Source organism: Janthinobacterium sp. GW822-FHT07H11, from assembly GCF_058798615.1.
In genome coordinates this window covers 6171416-6187623 of sequence record NZ_CM179507.1, presented here as the reverse complement: position 1 = coordinate 6187623, position 16208 = coordinate 6171416, and the positions used below count along the sequence as shown (strand labels likewise).

Genomic DNA, 16208 nt, shown 5'->3' with positions numbered 1-16208 from the left:
GCGCATGCCTGCACGTTTGCTTGGCAATACAGAAAAAATCGGGTAGTCTTGTCTTTTTTGTATTGATTGATGTTATGACCAAGAAAATACTCGTGACTGGCGCCTCCGGCTTCATCGGTTCGCACACCTGCGTCGAATTGCTTGCCGCCGGTTTCGACGTGGTTGCAGTGGATAATCTGTGCAATAGTTCGCGCGAAGCGATGGCGCGCGTCGAACGCATCGCGGGCAAAAGCGTGCCGTTCCACGAGGCCGATGTACGCGACCGCGCCGCCATGGCTGCCGTCTTGCGCGCGCATGCCATCGATGCGGTGATCCATTTCGCGGGCTTGAAGGCGGTGGGGGAATCCGTGGCGCAGCCCTTGATGTACATGGATAACAATGTGACGGGTACTCTGGCGCTGCTGGAAGTGCTGGCGGCGGCGAACGTGAAGCGTTTTGTCTTCAGTTCCTCGGCCACCGTGTATGGCGATCCGGAAGCCTTGCCCATCGTGGAGACGTCGCGCCTGTCCGTGACCAACCCCTACGGCCGCTCGAAGCTGATGGTCGAGCAGATCCTGGCCGATCTCGTGCATGCCGATGCCCAGTGGCAGATAGGTGTGTTGCGCTACTTCAATCCAGTGGGCGCGCATGCCAGCGGCTTGATCGGCGAAGATCCGGCCGGCATTCCGAACAACCTGATGCCCTTCATCGCCCAGGTGGCCGTCGGCCGCCGCGAGCGCCTGGCCGTCTTCGGCAACGACTACGCTACGCCGGACGGCACGGGCGTGCGCGACTACATTCACGTGGTCGACCTGGCCTTGGGCCATGTGGCGGCGTTGCACCGCCTGTTTTCCACCGAGGGCGGTTTTACCGTCAACCTGGGCACGGGCCACGGCTACAGCGTGCTCGATACCGTGCGTGCCTTCGAAGCGGCCAGCGGCCGCAAGGTCCCCTACGACATCGTGCCACGCCGCCCCGGCGACATCGCCAGTTGCTACGCCTCGGCCGACAAGGCGAAGCAATTGCTGGGCTGGCAAGCGCAAAAAAACATCGACGACATGTGCCGCGACCACTGGCGCTGGCAGCACCAGAATCCGCAAGGCTACGCGGCGTAGAAAGTCCGCCAGATACAAAAAATCCCGCTCACACAAAAGTGTGGCGGGATTTTTTTAGAGCGCCATTAAACCAATGGCGTCAAAGGTAGCAATGGCGCCTGAAAAATGTCGGGGGCTAGGCGCCGCCCCGAAGACAGTACGCCAGTACGGCGAGGGGCAGGCAACAACGCCCCAGGCATTTTCTCAGGCAGCCATTATGGATACAGGCCGCGCACTTCGCGCGCTTGCAGGACGCGGGTGCACGCCAGGATGAAGGTGGCCGTGCGCATCGACACTTTCTTCTCTTGCGACACTTGCCATACGGCGTCGAATGCTTCGCGCATGATGCGGGTCAGGCGGCTGTTGATCTCTTCTTCCGTCCAGAAGAAGCTCGAGAAGTTCTGCGCCCACTCGAAGTAGCTGACGGTCACGCCGCCGGCGTTGGCCAGCACGTCCGGCACGATCAGCACGCCGCGGTCGGTCAGGATGTCGTCCGCTGCCGGCAGGGTCGGGCCGTTGGCGCCTTCCAGGATGATCTTGGCGCGGATGACTTGTGCGCGTTCGGCGGTGATCTGCTGTTCCAGCGCGGCCGGGATCAGGATGTCGCAATCGATGCCCCAGAAATCTTCGCGTGGCACGAATGCCTCGGCACCCGGGAAGCCTTCGACGCTGCCCACTTCGGCCACGTGTGCCAGCAATTGCGGGATGTTCAAGCCGCCGGCGTGCACGACGGTGGTCTTGTGGTCCTGTACCGCGACGATTTTCGAGCCGGCTTCAGCGAACATGCGCGCGGCGACGCCGCCCACGTTGCCGAAACCTTGCACGATGACCTTCGCGCCTTCGAGCGACATGCCGACCTTGGCGGCCGCGTCGCTGCCGACGACGAACACGCCGCGGCCCGTCGCATCGCGGCGACCCAGGCTGCCGCCCAGCGAGATCGGCTTGCCGGTCACCACGCCGGTCGACATATTGCCGCCGATCATGGCGTAGCTGTCCATCATCCACGCCATGACTTGTTCATTCGTGTTGACGTCCGGTGCCGGGATATCCTTGTTCGGTCCGATGATCATGCTGATCTCGCTCGTGTAGCGGCGGGTCAGGCGTTGCAGTTCGTTGCGCGACAAGGTCTTCGGATCGACACGGATACCGCCCTTAGCGCCGCCGTATGGCACGTTGACCGCCGCGTTCTTGACCGTCATCCAGGCCGACAGGGCCATCACTTCCGACAGGGTCACGTCCTGGTGGAAGCGCACGCCGCCCTTGCCCGGGCCGCGCGACAGGTTGTGCTGCACGCGGTAGCCTTCGTAGTGGGCAATGGTGCCGTCATCGCGCTCGATAGGCACGTCGACCGTCAGGATGCGCTTTGGACGCTTCAGCGTTTCCACCCAGCGCGACAGGTTGCCCAGGTAAGGCGTAACGCGGTCGATCTGCTCGAGGTAGACGCCCCATGGGCCCAGGTCTTCAGGATTGAGGTAGGAAGGAAGTGCGTGCTTGCTGGTCATGCTTGATAAGCTCCTGGACAAAACGGTGGTGTAATGCCGAAAAATCTACTGTGCGTCGTGCTTTGCGGCCGGCGATGCTCGCTGTACCTTCGTACAGCTGCGCTTCTCGGCCACAAATCACTGCCGCTCGCTACGATTTTCCCTGGCATTCAAAAATGCTGTGGTAGGCGCAATCAATTGAGTTGCGCGCAGCGGAACCGCATCGTAGGCGATAGCCTCACGCCCCGGCCAATGCTTTGTGCGCATCCGGTTATGCATTTATTGCATAGTTATATTGTCAGGATTGCCAGTCAGGATTTGACGGCTTCAGTGGCGCGCTTGCGGCGCTTGCCGGCGCGCGCCCTGCCTTCCTGCGCCTGCACCAGGTACTGCCACAGGCTTTCGACGATCTGCTTGCCGGGACGCAGGCCCGATGGACGTTCGCGGTACAGGCGGATTTCCAGTTCGATTTCCCAGCCTGGCGCGCCGCCGTCGGCGCGCGCCAGATGCTTGTACTTGACATCGCGCATGACAGCCGACTCCGGCAAAAAGGCGATGCCGCGCCCTTCCAGCGCCATCATCTTGAGGCCTTCGGCCATGTCCGTTTCGTAGCAGGTTTCCAGGAACAGCGGCGTCTTGGCGTCGGCCACCAGCAGTTCCACCATGCGTCCCAGGTAGGCATTGCTGGTGTAGGAGAGGAAGGGCAGCGGCTCCTTGGCGCTGCCGGGCAGGACGAAGTCCGGCACCTTGTCCTGGCCGCAGCGCGCATACGCGCGCAGGGTTTCGCGGCCCATCACCAGCATGTCGTAGCGGCCCGGGTCCAGCTGCACCGGCTGGCGCGGATGGTGATAGCACAGCAGCAGGTCGCAGCCGCCGTCGACCAGCTGCAGCACCGCGTCGTGCACGTTCAGCGCCATCAGACGGCTGTTGATCGGCGCAAAACCGTCTTCCAGCGCCGTCAGCCACTTCGGCATGAAGGTCAGCGACAGGGTATGCGGCACGGCGAAGTCGACGCTCGTCTGCGTGGCGGCGCGCTTGCCGCGCAACAGGGCGCGCACGCCGTTGATCTGCCCCAGCATTTCCAGCGCCTGCTCGTAGAACACGGCGCCGGCCGGCGTCAGGCGCGTGGGATACGAGGTGCGGTCGACCAGATCGATGCCGAGCCAGTTTTCCAGCGACTGGATGCGTCGCGAAAAGGCCGGCTGGGTCACGTGGCGCAGGGCCGCGGAACGGCTGAAATTATGCGTTTCAGCGAGCGAGATGAAGTCTTCCAGCCATTTGGTTTCCATCGCGGCAGCGTTCTCTTGTCAAGGGCAGGGGCAAAGTAAAGTGGTCAGGGCGTCTCGGGCGATGCCACCGGCTGGTACAGCGCGGCGGGCAGGCCGAAGAAGGATGGCGGGCCCAGCGTCGTGCCGTCGAGCGAGCCGCCCGCGTTCAAGCCCTGGTTGATGGCCGACAGCAGCGAGCTGCGGTCGGCCAGGTTCTGCATCAGCGCGCGCGGGCCGTTGTGGAAGGTGTGCTGGGCGATGTCCAAGGCGACGACAAAGATCGGTTCGCGGCGCAGGGGGAATTCCACCCACTCGCCATCCTCGTCCTGCGCGCGGAAGGTGTCGGGCAAGGTCATGTTTGCGGCGCCGGGAAGGTGCGACGCCAGCACCAGGCCGAAGGCTTCCGGCACCACGTCGGCCAGGCGGCGCACGGTCAGGTCGTCGCCGACCAGGGCACGGACTTGCGCTTCCACCGCGTCTTGCGCGTCAGGCTGGGCGCCGAGGATTTTCACGGCCTGGTAAATCAGGTCCGGCGAGAGTGCCTCCATCAAATCATCTCCAGGATCATGGCGACGATTTCGTCGCCGTACGAGGCCAGTTTTTTCTCGCCCACGCCGCTCACGCCGCGCATCTGCTCGAGCGAGGTAGGCTTGGCCTTGGCGATTTCGCGCAGGGTGGCGTCGACGAAAATCACGTAGGCCGGCACGTTATGCGTGCGCGCCGTCTCCACGCGCCACCAGCGCAGCTTGTCGAAGATCGCCTGCTCGCTGGTCGACAGGTCCGTCTCGACATAGCCTTTCGCCACGCTGGTGCTGCGCTTGCTGGTTTTCACCGGTTTCTGGTACTGGCGCAGCTGCACTTTCTGGCCGCCCTTGAGCACGGGGCGCGAGGCGTCCGTCAGCTTCAGCGAGCTGTATTGTTCATGGTCGACCGAGACGAGACCGAGCGCAATGGCCTGGCGCAAAATCGATTTCCATTCCGCTTCGCCCAGGTCCGAACCGATGCCGAACACGGACAGCGAATCGTGGTGCCAGGTCTTGATGCGTTCCGACTCCACGCCGCGCAGCACATCGATCACGTGGCCGCCGGCGAAGCGCTGGTCGACGCGGTAGATGGCCGACAGCAGTTTTTGCACGGGCACCGTGCCGTCGAAGGACACGGGCGGCACCAAACAGGTATCGCAATTGCCGCATGGCGAAGCCGGTTCGCCGAAGTATTCGAGCAATCGCATGCGGCGGCAGCTGAGCGTTTCGCACAGGCCCAGCATGGCGTCGAGCTTGACGCCCAGGACGCGCTTGAAGGTTTCATCCGCTTCCGATTCGTCGATCATGCGCCGCTGCAGCACCACGTCCTGCAAGCCGTACGCCATCCAGGCGTTGGCGGCCATGCCGTCGCGGCCCGCGCGCCCCGTCTCCTGGTAATAGCCCTCAATGCTCTTCGGCAGATCCAGATGCGCGACGAAGCGCACGTCGGGCTTGTCGATGCCCATGCCGAAGGCGATGGTGGCGACCATGACGATGTTTTCCTCGCGCAGGAAGCGCGCCTGGTTGGCGCTGCGCTTGGCGTACTCCATGCCGGCGTGATACGGCAGGGCACGGATGCCGCTCTGGTTCAGAAATTCCGCTGTCTCTTCCACCTTTTTGCGCGACAGGCAGTAGACGATGCCGCAGTCGCCCGCATGTTCCGTGTTGATGAAGTCGAGCAGCTGCTTGCGGCCATTCGCCTTTTCCACGATCTGGTAGCGGATGTTCGGGCGGTCGAAGGACGAGACGAACTGGCGCGCGTCTTCCAGTTGCAGCCGCAGCGCGATTTCGGCGCGCGTCTGCGGGTCGGCGGTGGCCGTGAGCGCGATGCGCGGCACGTCCGGGAACTGCTCGTGCAGCACCGACAGCTTGATGTATTCGGGACGGAAGTCGTGACCCCACTGGGCCACGCAATGCGCCTCGTCGATGGCGAACAGCGCGATCTTCGAGGCCTGGAACAGGTCCAGGCAGCGCTGCGTCATCAGGCGCTCGGGCGCCACGTAGACGACGTCGATGCCGCCCGTGCGCACCAGGCGCTCGATGCGGCTCGCTTCTTCGTAGGTTTGCGTGGAATTGAGGAAGGCGGCGCGCACGCCCACTTCCTCCAGCGCGTCCACCTGGTCCTGCATCAGCGCGATCAAAGGCGAGATGACGACGCCGACGCCGTCGCGCAGCAGGGCGGGAATCTGGTAGCACAGTGACTTGCCGCCGCCCGTGGGCATCAGCACCAGCGCGTCGCCGCCATGGCTGACGTGGTCGACGATATCGGCTTGCTGGCCGCGGAAGGCCGGATAGCCGAAAACGGTCTGCAGCAGGTGCAGCGCGCGCTGGTTAAGATCTTGATTCATAGTGCCTTATTCTGCCCAAACAACCCAGCCGTAGTGGGCGCTGGCCAGGACCAGCAGGCCAAACACGATGCGGTACCAGGCAAAAAACGTGAAGTCGTGCGAGCTGATGTAACGCAGCAGCCAGCGCACGCACAGGAAGGCGGAAATGAAGGCGGCCGCGGTGCCCAGGCCGAACAAAGGCACGTCGGTGGCCGACAGGATGTCGCGCGCCTTGTACAGCGAATAGAAGGTGGCCGCCAGCAACGTCGGGATGGCCAGGAAGAACGAGAATTCGGTGGCTGTCTTGCGCGACAGGCCCAGCAGCATGCCGCCGATGATGGTCGAACCGGAACGGCTGGTGCCGGGAATCAGCGCGAAGGCCTGGGCGCAGCCCACTTTCAGGGCATCGAACGGCGTCATTTCATCGACCGAGTTGACGCGTACGGCGACGGGGTTGGTGCGCGCGCGGCGCTCCACCAGCAGGATGATGATGCCGCCGATGATGAAGGCCATGGCGACGGGCACGGGCTTGAACAGCGCATGCTTGATCATCTTGCCAATCGCCAGTCCGATCACGGCCAGCGGGATGAAGGCGATGGCCACGTTCAGCACGAACTTGCGCGACTTGACCTCGGTGCCGAAGGTGGACAGCACGCTGCCGATGCGCTGGCGGTATTCCCAGCAGACGGCCAGGATGGCGCCGGCCTGGATCGCGATCTCGAAGACATCCATCACGTCCTTCGACACATCGTTGGTGAAGTCGAGCAGGCTGCCAGCCAGGATCAGGTGTCCTGTCGAGGAAATCGGCAGGAATTCGGTAAAACCTTCGACCAGGCCCATGATGATGGCTTTTAACGCAAGAATGAGATCCATAGATGTACGTAAATGAAACGGGTGTAAATGACAGGATGGGGTGAGCGCGACGCGCCTGCATGCAGCGCGGGGTCGAAGCTTACCACGAGAGCGCCCCGTGGAGCCGATTTGGGCGCTGGCGGACAGCGGTTTTTTGCCGCCGCCGCCAGGCGGCAGGGCAGTGTCAGGCGGACTGTCCGGACGGTGCCGCCAGGCGCGCGCTGGCGGCCACCAGCAGCAGCGCGCAGCCCAGCATGGCGAAGGCGATATTCAGGCTGGTGGCGTGCGCCACGAAGCCGATCACGGCTGGCCCGGCCAGGATGCCCGCGTAGCCGATGGTGGTGATGGCCGCGACCGCCAGGCTGGCCGGCATGGCGTTCTGGTTGCCGGCCGCCGTAAACAGGATGGGCACGATGTTTGCCGCACCCAGGCCGATCAGCACGAAGCCGGCCATGGCCAGGCCGGCCTGTGGCGCCAGCACGGCCAGGAAAAAGCCGCTGGCCGCGCACAGGCCGCCGAAAGTGAGCACACGCTTGCCGCCAAAGCGGCTGACTACCTTGTCACCGGTGAAACGGCCCACCGTCATGGCGATGGCGAAGGCAGCATAGCCGAGGCCGCCCTTGGCTTCGTCGAGGCCGCGCGTGGTGGTCAGGAACAGGGCGCTCCAGTCGAGGATGGCACCTTCGGCCAGGAAGACGATAAAGCACAGCAGGCCGATGACAATGACGGCGCCGTGCGGCATGACGAACAGCGGCGTCTTTTCGCCGGAGGCGGACGCCGTCGGCAGCAGATGGCTGTGCGCCGTGCCCAGCACGCCGCACAACAGCAGCATCACCACCACGCAGGACCAGGCCGGTGTCAGGCCCAGCCACAGCAGCAGGGCCATGCAGGCCGCGCCGGCGAAGCCGCCCACGCTGAACAGCGCGTGAAAACCGGACATCATCGCGCCTCCATTGGCCTTCTCGATGATCACGGCCTGGATATTGATGGCCACGTCGAAGGTGCCCATGGCCGCGCCGAACACCAGCAGTACCAGGCCCAGCTGCAGCGGGCTGGCCGCCAGCGCCAGGCCGGGCAGGATGGCGATCAGCAGCAGGCCGGCGCCGACGATGACCTTGCGGCAGCCGAAGCGCGCGGACAGCATGCCCGTGAACGGCATCGCACACAGCGAGCCGGCGCCCAGGCACAGCAGCAGGATACCGAGCGTGGCTTCATCGAGGCCGAGGCGCGACTTGGCATACGGGACCAGTGGAGCCCAGGCGGCCATGCCGAGGCCGGCGGCGAAAAAGACCAGGCGCGTGGCGCGTTGTTGCAGGGTGCCGGTAAGGTGCATGGGGGAACTTTTCAAGTGTCAGAGGGAAAGGAAGGATCAGGCGCGGGCGCGCAGCACGTGCACGCCCATGCGTTCGAAGGCGGCCGCATGTTCGGCGGCGGCGTCCGCCTCCAGCACCAGGTGCTGCAGCAAGCCCGTGGCCAGCACGCCGAACGGCGCGGCCGTGCCCAGCTTGTCGCTGGTGGCGGCCACGACGACGGCCTTGCTGGCGCCGGCGATGCTGCGCTTGAACTCCGCCTCGTCATAGTTAAACGCCGTCACGCCCGCTTCCGCGTCGGCGCCGCAGGCGCCCAGGAAGCACAGGTCGGGATGCATGCGCTCGACCGTGCGCAGCGCCTGCGGACCGAGGCTGGCGCCCGCGCGGCGGTCGACGCGCCCGCCGGCCATGATCAGCTCGATCTCCGGGCGCTCCATCAGTGCCATGGCAATGGCCGGCGCATTGGTGATGACAGTGAGCGCTAACGGCGGCAAGGCGCTGGCGATGGCCAGGTTGGTCGAGCCGGCATCGAGGAACAGCACTTGCCCCGCGCGCACGAGGGACAGGGCTGCCTGCGCCAGGCGCGCCTTGCGCTCGGGCGCCGCCTGTTTGCGCTGGCTCAGGCTGCCGCCATCGGGCGCCAGCGGCAGGGCGCCGCCGTACACGCGCTGGCACAGGCCGGCCGCCGCCATGTCGCGCAAGTCGCGCCGGATGGTGTCTTCGGAAACATCGAGCTGGCGTGCCAGGTCCAGCGCCAGGACCCGTCCGTCGGCGTGCAGTTGTTGCTGGATCAACGCATGGCGTTGTTTGAGGAGCAGGGCGGCAGTCATCGTGTGGTGTTTTAAAACGTGCATGAATGTGCATTAATATACGCAAACGTGCAAATGCGGTCAATGCTTATCTGCGCGTTACGGCGGCCAACGGCTGGCTTACCGTGCAACCGCGGCGGCCTGCTTGCCTGCCTCTTCCAGCAGCCAGCCGCGAAAGGTCGCCAGGCGCGGCAGGCCTGCGGACTCCGGCCGGTAGACCACGTAGTAGGCCAGCGGCGAAAGAAAAGTCATCGCGCCGCACAGGCGTACCAGCCGCCCGGAGGCGATATCGTCATGCGCCATCACGCTGCGCGCCAGCGCCACGCCATGGCCCTCGGCCGCCGCCTGCAGCACCGCCGCCGAATTGTTGATCTTCATGCCGCGCGAGGCGGCGCTATCGCGCACGCCCGCCTTCTGCAGCCACGCTTCCCACGTTGGAAAATCGCCATGGCCATCCATCGACAGGTCGTGAATCAGCGTTTGCCGCGCCAGGTCGGCCGGCTGCCGCAATGGCGCATGCTGTTGCTGAAACGCGGGCGAACACACGGGATAGACTTCTTCATCCATCAATTTGTCGGCGCTCAGTCCCGGCCAGTTGCCGGTGCCGTAGCGCACGCCGATATCGATGCGTTGCGAGACGAAATCGACGGGCTTCAGACTGGTATCGAGCCGCACGTCGGTTTCCGGGCAGACCGATTGAAAGCGTTCAATCCGTGGCAACAGCCACTTGGCGGCGAAGGCGGGACTGACGGTCACCGTCAGCACCCCGTTGAGCGAACCTTCCTTGAGCCTTTCCAGACCCAGCAGCAAGCGGTCAAAGCCGGCGCGCAAATCCGGCAGCGCGCGCTCCGCGGCCTGCGTCGCCACCAGCCGCGTCTTGCCCGCCGTGTGCCGATGGAACAGCGGCGCGCCCAGCCAGTCTTCCAGGGTGCGCACCAACTGGCCCACGGCAGCGGGGCTGACGTTGAGTTCAGCGGCGGCGGCTGAAAAGCTCTGGTGGCGGGCGCTGGCTTCGAATGCCCGCAAGGCGTTCAGATGGATCGGTGTCTTCATGATTTTCTTCCATGGTGTCGCGTGATTGTGCGTCTCTGCGTGCCTATTTTAGTCACTTCGCAGCCGTGCCACTAAAGATTTTCTTTCAATGACTGACATTTAATCTGGTTTGTTCCCGTTCGCCGCCAAGCGCAGAATGCATTGCATCGCGGCAGTACACAACTGCCAGGAAGTTTTTCTTCAACAGCACCTGCCTGGACGGCGGGCATAGGAAAGGAATGAAAATGAGCAAGCAATTCGAAGGCAAGAAACTGCTGGTCGTGGGTGGCACCAGCGGCATGGGTCTGGCGACGGCACGCGTGGTGCTGGAGCAAGGCGGCAGCGCCGTGATCGTCGGCCACCGCGCAGAGAAAACCGAAGAGGCGCGCAAGGCATTGTCGGCACTCGGCACGGTGTGGGCGGTGACCGCCGACCTGTTGAGCGACGCGGGCCTGGCCGCGCTGCTCAAAACGCTGGACGAACAGCATGCGGACATCGATCTGCTGGTCAACGCGGCCGGCGTGTTCTTCCCCAAACCGTTCCTCGAACACGGCGCCGCCGACTACGACCAGTATATGAATCTCAACAAGGCCTTGTTCTTCATCACGCAAAAGGTGGCCGCGCACCTGGTCGCCGGCGGACGCCCTGGGTCTATCGTCAACATCGGCTCGATGTGGGGCAAGCAGGCGATCGCCGCCACGCCATCGTCGGCGTATTCGATGGCCAAGGCCGGCCTGCACTCGCTGACCCAGCATCTGGCGATGGAACTGGCATCGAAGCAGATTCGCGTCAACGCCGTCTCGCCAGCCGTCGTGCAGACGCCGATCTACGAAGGTTTTATTCCGAAGGCGGAGGTCCATGATGCGCTGCAGGGCTTCAACGGTTTCCACCCGATCGGCCGCGTGGGCACGCCGCTGGACGTGGCGGAAGTGGTGGCGTTTCTGCTGTCCGACAAGGCCGCCTGGGTGACCGGCGCGGTGTGGGACGTCGATGGCGGCGTGATGGCTGGCCGCAACTAAATACCTGGGGCAAGCCCGCCTTGCCCGCCTTTTCTTCACCTGATCATCAAGGAGCATCGCATGGCTTATCTGCAAATCACCCTCAAGATCGCCAACGCCAACGCCAACCGCGCCGCGGCGGCTGGCGTCTATCAGCAGTACAAGGCGCCGTTCCTGGCCGGCATCGCGGGCGCGCAGTCGAAGCAATTGCTGATCCGCGAGGAAGACGTGCAAGTGCTGCATGGCTTCGACAGCGTGGGCAACGCCAATGCCTATCTGCAAAGCGCGCTGTTCAACAGCGACGTGGTGGTGGCGCTCACGCCGCTGCTGGACGCGGCGCCCGACGTGCGCATTTATACCGTGGCGTAAGCGGGCACCCGCCCGCTGCTACCTACTATTCCCTTTTTTGGAGCAAAAATCATGATGCAAGACTGGAACACCTACCGCGACTCCCTGCTGGAAAAAGTCGGCGATTACGCCGCGCAGAGCCCCGACGTGATGCGCGGCGTGATGGCCATTGACGGCGCCGCCGCCAAGACCGGCCACCTGGCGCCGAAGATCCACGAACTGATCGCGCTGGCGGTGGCCATCACCACGCGTTGCGACGGCTGCATCTCGGTGCACACGAAGAAAGCGGTGGAAGCCGGTGCGACCCTGGAAGAAATTTCCGAAGCGCTCGGCGTGGCGATCGCGCTCAATACGGGCGCCGCGCTGACGTATTCGGCGCGCGTGATGGAAGCCTACCAACAGCTGCCGAAGCAGTAAGCGCTGGCCGTCGCCACCGCTGGCCAGGGCGCCATGCCGTGGCTGGCGCTGGCCGTTTTTTCAACTCTGGAAGTTTGTCATGCTGATCAATGCCGATTTTTCGCGCCCCGTCATCCTGGCGCCGCACCAGTACCGCTGGGTCGCGTCGCCGCAGGGCGGCGTCGAGCGCATCATGCTCGATCGCATAGGCGCCGAGCAAGCGCGCGCAACGAGCATCGTGCGCTATGCGCCCGAATCGTTCTTCCCGCCGCATCGGCATCCGGGCGGCGAGGAAATCCTGGTCCTCGACGGCACGTTTTCCGAAGACGGCGTGGATTATCCCGCCGGCTGGTATTTGCGCAATCCGCCCGGCTCCAGCCACCGGCCGTCGAGCGGCGCGGGGGCGGTGATCTTCGTCAAGTTGCAGCAGATGCAGCCGCGCGAACAGCGCCACGTCCGCATCGACACCCGCGACCCCGCCAACTGGCGCGAGCAGCGGGGGCGGGCCGTCTGTCCGCTGTTCGACGATGCTGCCGAGCAGGTCAGCCTGCAGCGGCTGATGCCGCATGAAGCCTTGCTGGCCGAGGCAGGCGGCGGCCAGGAACTGCTGGTGCTCGAGGGCGAGGTGCGCGCACGCCAGCATGCCTGCGCGCCGCGCAGCTGGATGCGCCTGCCTGCCGGCACCTTGCCCGCCATCGTTGCCGGTGCGCAGGGAGCCACCGTTTACCTGAAAGTCCGGCATGTGGCGGACACGACTTTGAAAGGATCAGCATGCAACACGCACGCATCATCATTATCGGCGCCGGCCTGAGCGGCCTGTACGCGGCCCACTTGCTGGAGCGGCTGGGCGTGGCCAATGTCGTCGTGCTCGAAGCGCGCGATTTCATCGGCGGGCGTATCGCCGGCATGCAGGCAGCTGGCGGCAGCGACCGCTTCGACCTGGGCCCGGCCTGGTTCTGGCCCGAGCAGCAGTGCGCGCTGCACCAGCTGGTCGACGGGCTGGGGCTGCAGCGCTTCGCCCAGTACGACCAGGGCGACATGCTGTACCAGCGCGCCGCGGGGGAGGCGCCGGTGCGCATGCGCACGTACGCGAGCGCGCCGCCATCGATGCGCCTGATCGGCGGCATGAATGCGCTGACCGATGCCTTGCACGGCACCTTGCGCAGCACGCGCATCGTCACCGGACAACAGGTGCGGCGCCTGCGCCACGCGGCCGATCACGTCGAGGTGGCGAGCGCGGATGCGGCGAGCGCCGTCACCACTTGGCGCGCCGGCCACGTGCTGCTGGCATTGCCGCCGCGCCTGGCTGTCGCCGGTATCGCGTACGAGCCGGCCCTGCCTGCGGCGCTGGCGCGCGAGTGGACCGCCACCGCCACCTGGATGGCGCCCCATGCGAAGTACGTCGCCGTCTACGAGCGGCCGTTCTGGCGCGAACAGGGCTTGTCCGGTTCGGCGCGCAGCCAGAGCGGGCCGCTGGGCGAGATCCATGATGCCTCGATGCCGGGCGGCAGCGCTGCCCTGTTTGGTTTCCTGGCCGTGCCGGCACGCACGCGCCAGCGCCTGGACGATGGGGTCTTGCTGGCGCATTGCCGGGCCCAGCTGGTACGGCTGTTCGGCCCGCAAGCGGCCGCGCCGCGCACCGATGCCATCAAGGACTGGTCGCAGGATGCGCTGACCGCCACCGCCGCCGACCTCGACGCCGGCGGTGAGCACGGTCACGCCCCGGCAGCGGCGCCTGCGGCCGGTCCCTGGCAGGGCCGCCTGACGGCCATCGCCAGCGAATGGTCGCCGCGCTTTCCCGGCTATCTGGCCGGCGCGGTCGAGGCGGCCGCTCTGGGCGTGCAAGCCTGGCAAGCGGCGCAGCAGCGCCCGGCGATTCCGTGACTTAACTCAACGAAGGAGAAATGAAGATGAAAGCCACTTACCGCGCCATGCAAGTGAGCCGCCCCGGCGTGCTGGAACTGGTCGAGCGCGCCACGCCGCTGCCTGGCGTGGGCGAAGTCTTGATCGCCGTCGAAGCCTGCGGCATCTGTGGCGCCGACAGCGCCGATATCGACGGCGCCGACCCGGCGCTGCAGCCGCCGCGCGTGCCCGGTCACGAGGTGGTCGGGCGCATCGTCGCGCTGGGCGAACACACGCCGGGCATCTGGCAAATCGGCCAGCGCGTCGGCGTCGGCCGTCTGGGCGGCCACTGCAACGCCTGCCCGCCCTGCCGCCAAGGCCGTTTCCAGTTATGTCAGGACCAGCCGTTCGTGGGCGCCAGCCGCGACGGCGGCTATGCCGAGATGATGCTGGCGCGCGCCACCGGCCTGGTATCCATTCCCGGGCAGCTCGATGCGGAAGAGGCGGCGCCCATCCTGTGCGCCGGACTCGCCACCTTCAATGCGCTCAAGAAGAGCGGGGCGCAGGCGGGCGATACGGTCGCCATCCTGGGCATCGGCGGCCTGGGGCATATGGCCTTGCAGTATGCGCGCCGCATGGGCTTCAAGGTGGTGGCGATCGGGCGCGGCGGCGATATTGCGCACGACGCGCTGGAGCTGGGCGCGCACGTGTATGTCGACAGCCTGGCCGAGGATGCGGCCGCCGTGGTGCAAGCGCATGGCGGGGCGCAGGCGGTCATCACCACCGTCTCCAGCGCGGCCGCCGTGACGGCGCTGATGGATGGCCTGGCGCCAGCCGGACGGCTGGTCGTGCTGGGCGCGGGCAAGGATCCGCTGCTCGTGTCTTCCGGTAAATTGGTGGTGGGCGAACGCGGCGTGCTCGGCTCGATCACCGGCACGCCGTATGACAATGAAAAGACGCTTGCTTTCAGCGTGCTGGCCGACGTGCGTCCGCGTATCGTAACCATGCCGCTGGAACGTGCGGCCGAAGCCTGTCAGCGCATGCAGTCCGGGGACGTCAAGTTCCGCATGGTGCTGACCATGTTGCCGAAGGCCTAGGCATTCCCTTCAAGTCTGCGGCGCCGTTGCCTGCTCCAGGTCGTCGAGCCAGCGTATCGCCTGTTCGCGGCTGGCGCCGCACATCTCTGCCGACGGCTGCAATCCTGCGCAGAACGCCGGCCGTTCCGGCTGTCCGAAAATGCGGCAGCGGCTATCGTCTCCCAGCTGCACGCAGCGGACGCCAGCGGGTTTCCCGTTCGGCATGCCCGGTATCGGACTGGTGATGGAGGGAGCGATGCAGCACGCTCCGCAGTGGTCGCGGCAGTTCATGGTTATTCTTTAGTGGACGACCAGCTTGCCATCCGGCTGCCAGGGAGCAGGCGCAGGACGGCATGGCGGAGGGCTGGGAAAAGATCAGGGGACGACAGTATAGCAAGCTGGCGCGGCATGTCGTCCCTTGCCCGGCCTTAGCTTAGCGCACCACGCTGACGCGCGCGCCGGACAGGGTGCGGCGTGCCGGGTCGCCATGCACGGTAATGCGGCCCGAACCGCTGGCGCGGGCGTTGACTTCGTTCAAGGCGGTGACGTCGATGTCGCCGGAACCATTGCTTGACAGGTAGGCGACCTCGCTATGCAGTGCCGCCAGGTTGATGTCGCCCGAGCCGTTGACGTTGGCGTCGAGGCGCTGCACCCGGCCGCTGGCGCCGATATTGCCGGAACCATTGACGGCCACGTTGAACCGCTCGCCCGTGACCTGGCCCAGGTTGATGCGACCCGAGCCGTTCAAGACGGCATCCGTATTGCCGCTGCCAAGCGCCGCCGCGTTGATGCTGCCCGAACCGTGGGCGGCCACCTCGAGGCGGCCCACCTTGCCGGACAGTTCACTTTTCATTGAACCGCGCTGTACCAGGCTCAGGTCTGCGCCATTGAAACCGCTCACCACCATGCGGCCTGAACCGGACACATTGATCTTGCTCAACTGCGGAGTCGTATAGATGACGTGAATGCCATTGCTGCTGCGAATATTGGCGTCGCTCCAGATGCGCAGGGTATTGCCGCTGACGTCACTGTGGATCAGCGGCTGCAGATTGCCGTCCGCTTCGATGACCAGCGATGGCGCGGGACCGACGCGCACGTCGATCTTGATGTCGATGCGTTTCATGTTGTCGATATCGAGTCCGTTCAGGCTGCTGACCTGGCGCACGTCGCGGCTCACTTGCTCGTTGCCCTGGACGGCATTGCTGCCCGAAGCGCCCGCATAGCGTATTTCGCCATCGTTGGGATTGATGACGATGGCGCAGCCGCCAAGGGCGACGGCGCAGCACAGGGCCAGCAAGGTACGCATGGTGTTTCCTTTATGATTGTTGTGGGGCAGGAGCAGAAAAAAGCCGGCTGCCGCGCCGCGGCTGCCG

17 protein-coding genes are annotated in these 16208 nt (G+C 65.2%); 7 read left to right on the top strand and 10 right to left on the bottom strand.

The window, feature by feature from the left end:
• The first annotated feature begins 74 nt into the window (after positions 1 to 74).
• Positions 75 to 1094 carry a UDP-glucose 4-epimerase GalE gene (gene galE / locus AC3RCJ_RS27390; protein WP_492957349.1) on the top strand — a complete coding sequence of 340 codons (1020 nt, stop codon included), beginning with the start codon at positions 75 to 77 and terminating at the stop codon, positions 1092 to 1094.
• Between the two features lie 194 nt (positions 1095 to 1288).
• Here galE and AC3RCJ_RS27385 read toward each other — a convergent pair whose 3' ends face one another.
• From AC3RCJ_RS27385 to gcvA, 8 genes are all read right to left on the bottom strand, one after another.
• Positions 1289 to 2575 carry a Glu/Leu/Phe/Val family dehydrogenase gene (locus tag AC3RCJ_RS27385; protein ID WP_492957348.1) on the bottom strand — a complete coding sequence of 429 codons (1287 nt, stop codon included), beginning with the start codon at positions 2573 to 2575 and terminating at the stop codon, positions 1289 to 1291.
• A gap of 290 nt (positions 2576 to 2865) precedes the next feature.
• Entirely contained in the window at positions 2866 to 3843 is a 978-nt protein-coding gene (locus AC3RCJ_RS27380) for a LysR family transcriptional regulator (protein WP_492957347.1), read from the bottom strand.
• 44 nt (positions 3844 to 3887) lie between these two features.
• Complete coding sequence (locus AC3RCJ_RS27375) at positions 3888 to 4373, bottom strand: hypothetical protein (RefSeq protein WP_492965260.1); 486 nt, start codon at positions 4371 to 4373, stop codon at positions 3888 to 3890.
• Complete coding sequence (recQ, locus tag AC3RCJ_RS27370) at positions 4370 to 6193, bottom strand: DNA helicase RecQ (RefSeq protein WP_492957345.1); 1824 nt, start codon at positions 6191 to 6193, stop codon at positions 4370 to 4372. The genes AC3RCJ_RS27375 and recQ overlap by 4 nt, the downstream gene beginning before the upstream one ends.
• Before the next feature lie 6 nt (positions 6194 to 6199).
• Positions 6200 to 7045 carry an undecaprenyl-diphosphate phosphatase gene (locus AC3RCJ_RS27365; RefSeq protein ID WP_492957344.1) on the bottom strand — a complete coding sequence of 282 codons (846 nt, stop codon included), beginning with the start codon at positions 7043 to 7045 and terminating at the stop codon, positions 6200 to 6202.
• Positions 7046 to 7208: 163 nt separating this feature from the next.
• On the bottom strand, positions 7209 to 8357 hold the full coding sequence (locus AC3RCJ_RS27360; protein WP_492957343.1) for an MFS transporter: 1149 nt from the start codon (positions 8355 to 8357) through the stop codon (positions 7209 to 7211).
• A gap of 36 nt (positions 8358 to 8393) precedes the next feature.
• Positions 8394 to 9188 carry a DeoR/GlpR family DNA-binding transcription regulator gene (locus AC3RCJ_RS27355; protein WP_492957342.1) on the bottom strand — a complete coding sequence of 265 codons (795 nt, stop codon included), beginning with the start codon at positions 9186 to 9188 and terminating at the stop codon, positions 8394 to 8396.
• A gap of 75 nt (positions 9189 to 9263) precedes the next feature.
• On the bottom strand, positions 9264 to 10196 hold the full coding sequence (gene gcvA / locus AC3RCJ_RS27350; protein ID WP_492957341.1) for a transcriptional regulator GcvA: 933 nt from the start codon (positions 10194 to 10196) through the stop codon (positions 9264 to 9266).
• A gap of 224 nt (positions 10197 to 10420) precedes the next feature.
• Here gcvA and AC3RCJ_RS27345 point away from each other — a divergent pair, with 224 nt between their 5' ends.
• The 6 genes from AC3RCJ_RS27345 (at position 10421) to AC3RCJ_RS27320 (ending at position 14856) form a co-directional block, all read left to right on the top strand.
• Positions 10421 to 11194 carry an SDR family NAD(P)-dependent oxidoreductase gene (locus AC3RCJ_RS27345; protein WP_492957340.1) on the top strand — a complete coding sequence of 258 codons (774 nt, stop codon included), beginning with the start codon at positions 10421 to 10423 and terminating at the stop codon, positions 11192 to 11194.
• A gap of 60 nt (positions 11195 to 11254) precedes the next feature.
• The gene (locus tag AC3RCJ_RS27340) at positions 11255 to 11542 is read left to right on the top strand and encodes a hypothetical protein (RefSeq protein ID WP_492957339.1); all 288 of its coding nucleotides are present in this window, start codon (positions 11255 to 11257) and stop codon (positions 11540 to 11542) included.
• A 51-nt stretch (positions 11543 to 11593) separates the two neighbouring features.
• A complete protein-coding gene (locus AC3RCJ_RS27335) occupies positions 11594 to 11938 on the top strand; it encodes a carboxymuconolactone decarboxylase family protein (protein ID WP_070220483.1) in 345 nt (114 codons plus the stop codon).
• 79 nt (positions 11939 to 12017) lie between these two features.
• The gene (locus AC3RCJ_RS27330; protein ID WP_492957338.1) at positions 12018 to 12728 is read left to right on the top strand and encodes a cupin domain-containing protein; all 711 of its coding nucleotides are present in this window, start codon (positions 12018 to 12020) and stop codon (positions 12726 to 12728) included.
• On the top strand, positions 12689 to 13801 hold the full coding sequence (locus AC3RCJ_RS27325) for a flavin monoamine oxidase family protein (RefSeq protein WP_492957337.1): 1113 nt from the start codon (positions 12689 to 12691) through the stop codon (positions 13799 to 13801). The genes AC3RCJ_RS27330 and AC3RCJ_RS27325 overlap by 40 nt, the downstream gene beginning before the upstream one ends.
• A gap of 26 nt (positions 13802 to 13827) precedes the next feature.
• Positions 13828 to 14856 carry an alcohol dehydrogenase catalytic domain-containing protein gene (locus AC3RCJ_RS27320; RefSeq protein ID WP_492957336.1) on the top strand — a complete coding sequence of 343 codons (1029 nt, stop codon included), beginning with the start codon at positions 13828 to 13830 and terminating at the stop codon, positions 14854 to 14856.
• Positions 14857 to 14865: 9 nt separating this feature from the next.
• Here AC3RCJ_RS27320 and AC3RCJ_RS27315 read toward each other — a convergent pair whose 3' ends face one another.
• Together AC3RCJ_RS27315 and AC3RCJ_RS27310 are read right to left on the bottom strand one after the other, a co-directional pair.
• Positions 14866 to 15126 carry a YkgJ family cysteine cluster protein gene (locus AC3RCJ_RS27315; protein ID WP_070220477.1) on the bottom strand — a complete coding sequence of 87 codons (261 nt, stop codon included), beginning with the start codon at positions 15124 to 15126 and terminating at the stop codon, positions 14866 to 14868.
• A gap of 142 nt (positions 15127 to 15268) precedes the next feature.
• The gene (locus tag AC3RCJ_RS27310; protein WP_492957335.1) at positions 15269 to 16141 is read right to left on the bottom strand and encodes a head GIN domain-containing protein; all 873 of its coding nucleotides are present in this window, start codon (positions 16139 to 16141) and stop codon (positions 15269 to 15271) included.
• Between the last annotated feature and the right edge of the window lie 67 nt (positions 16142 to 16208).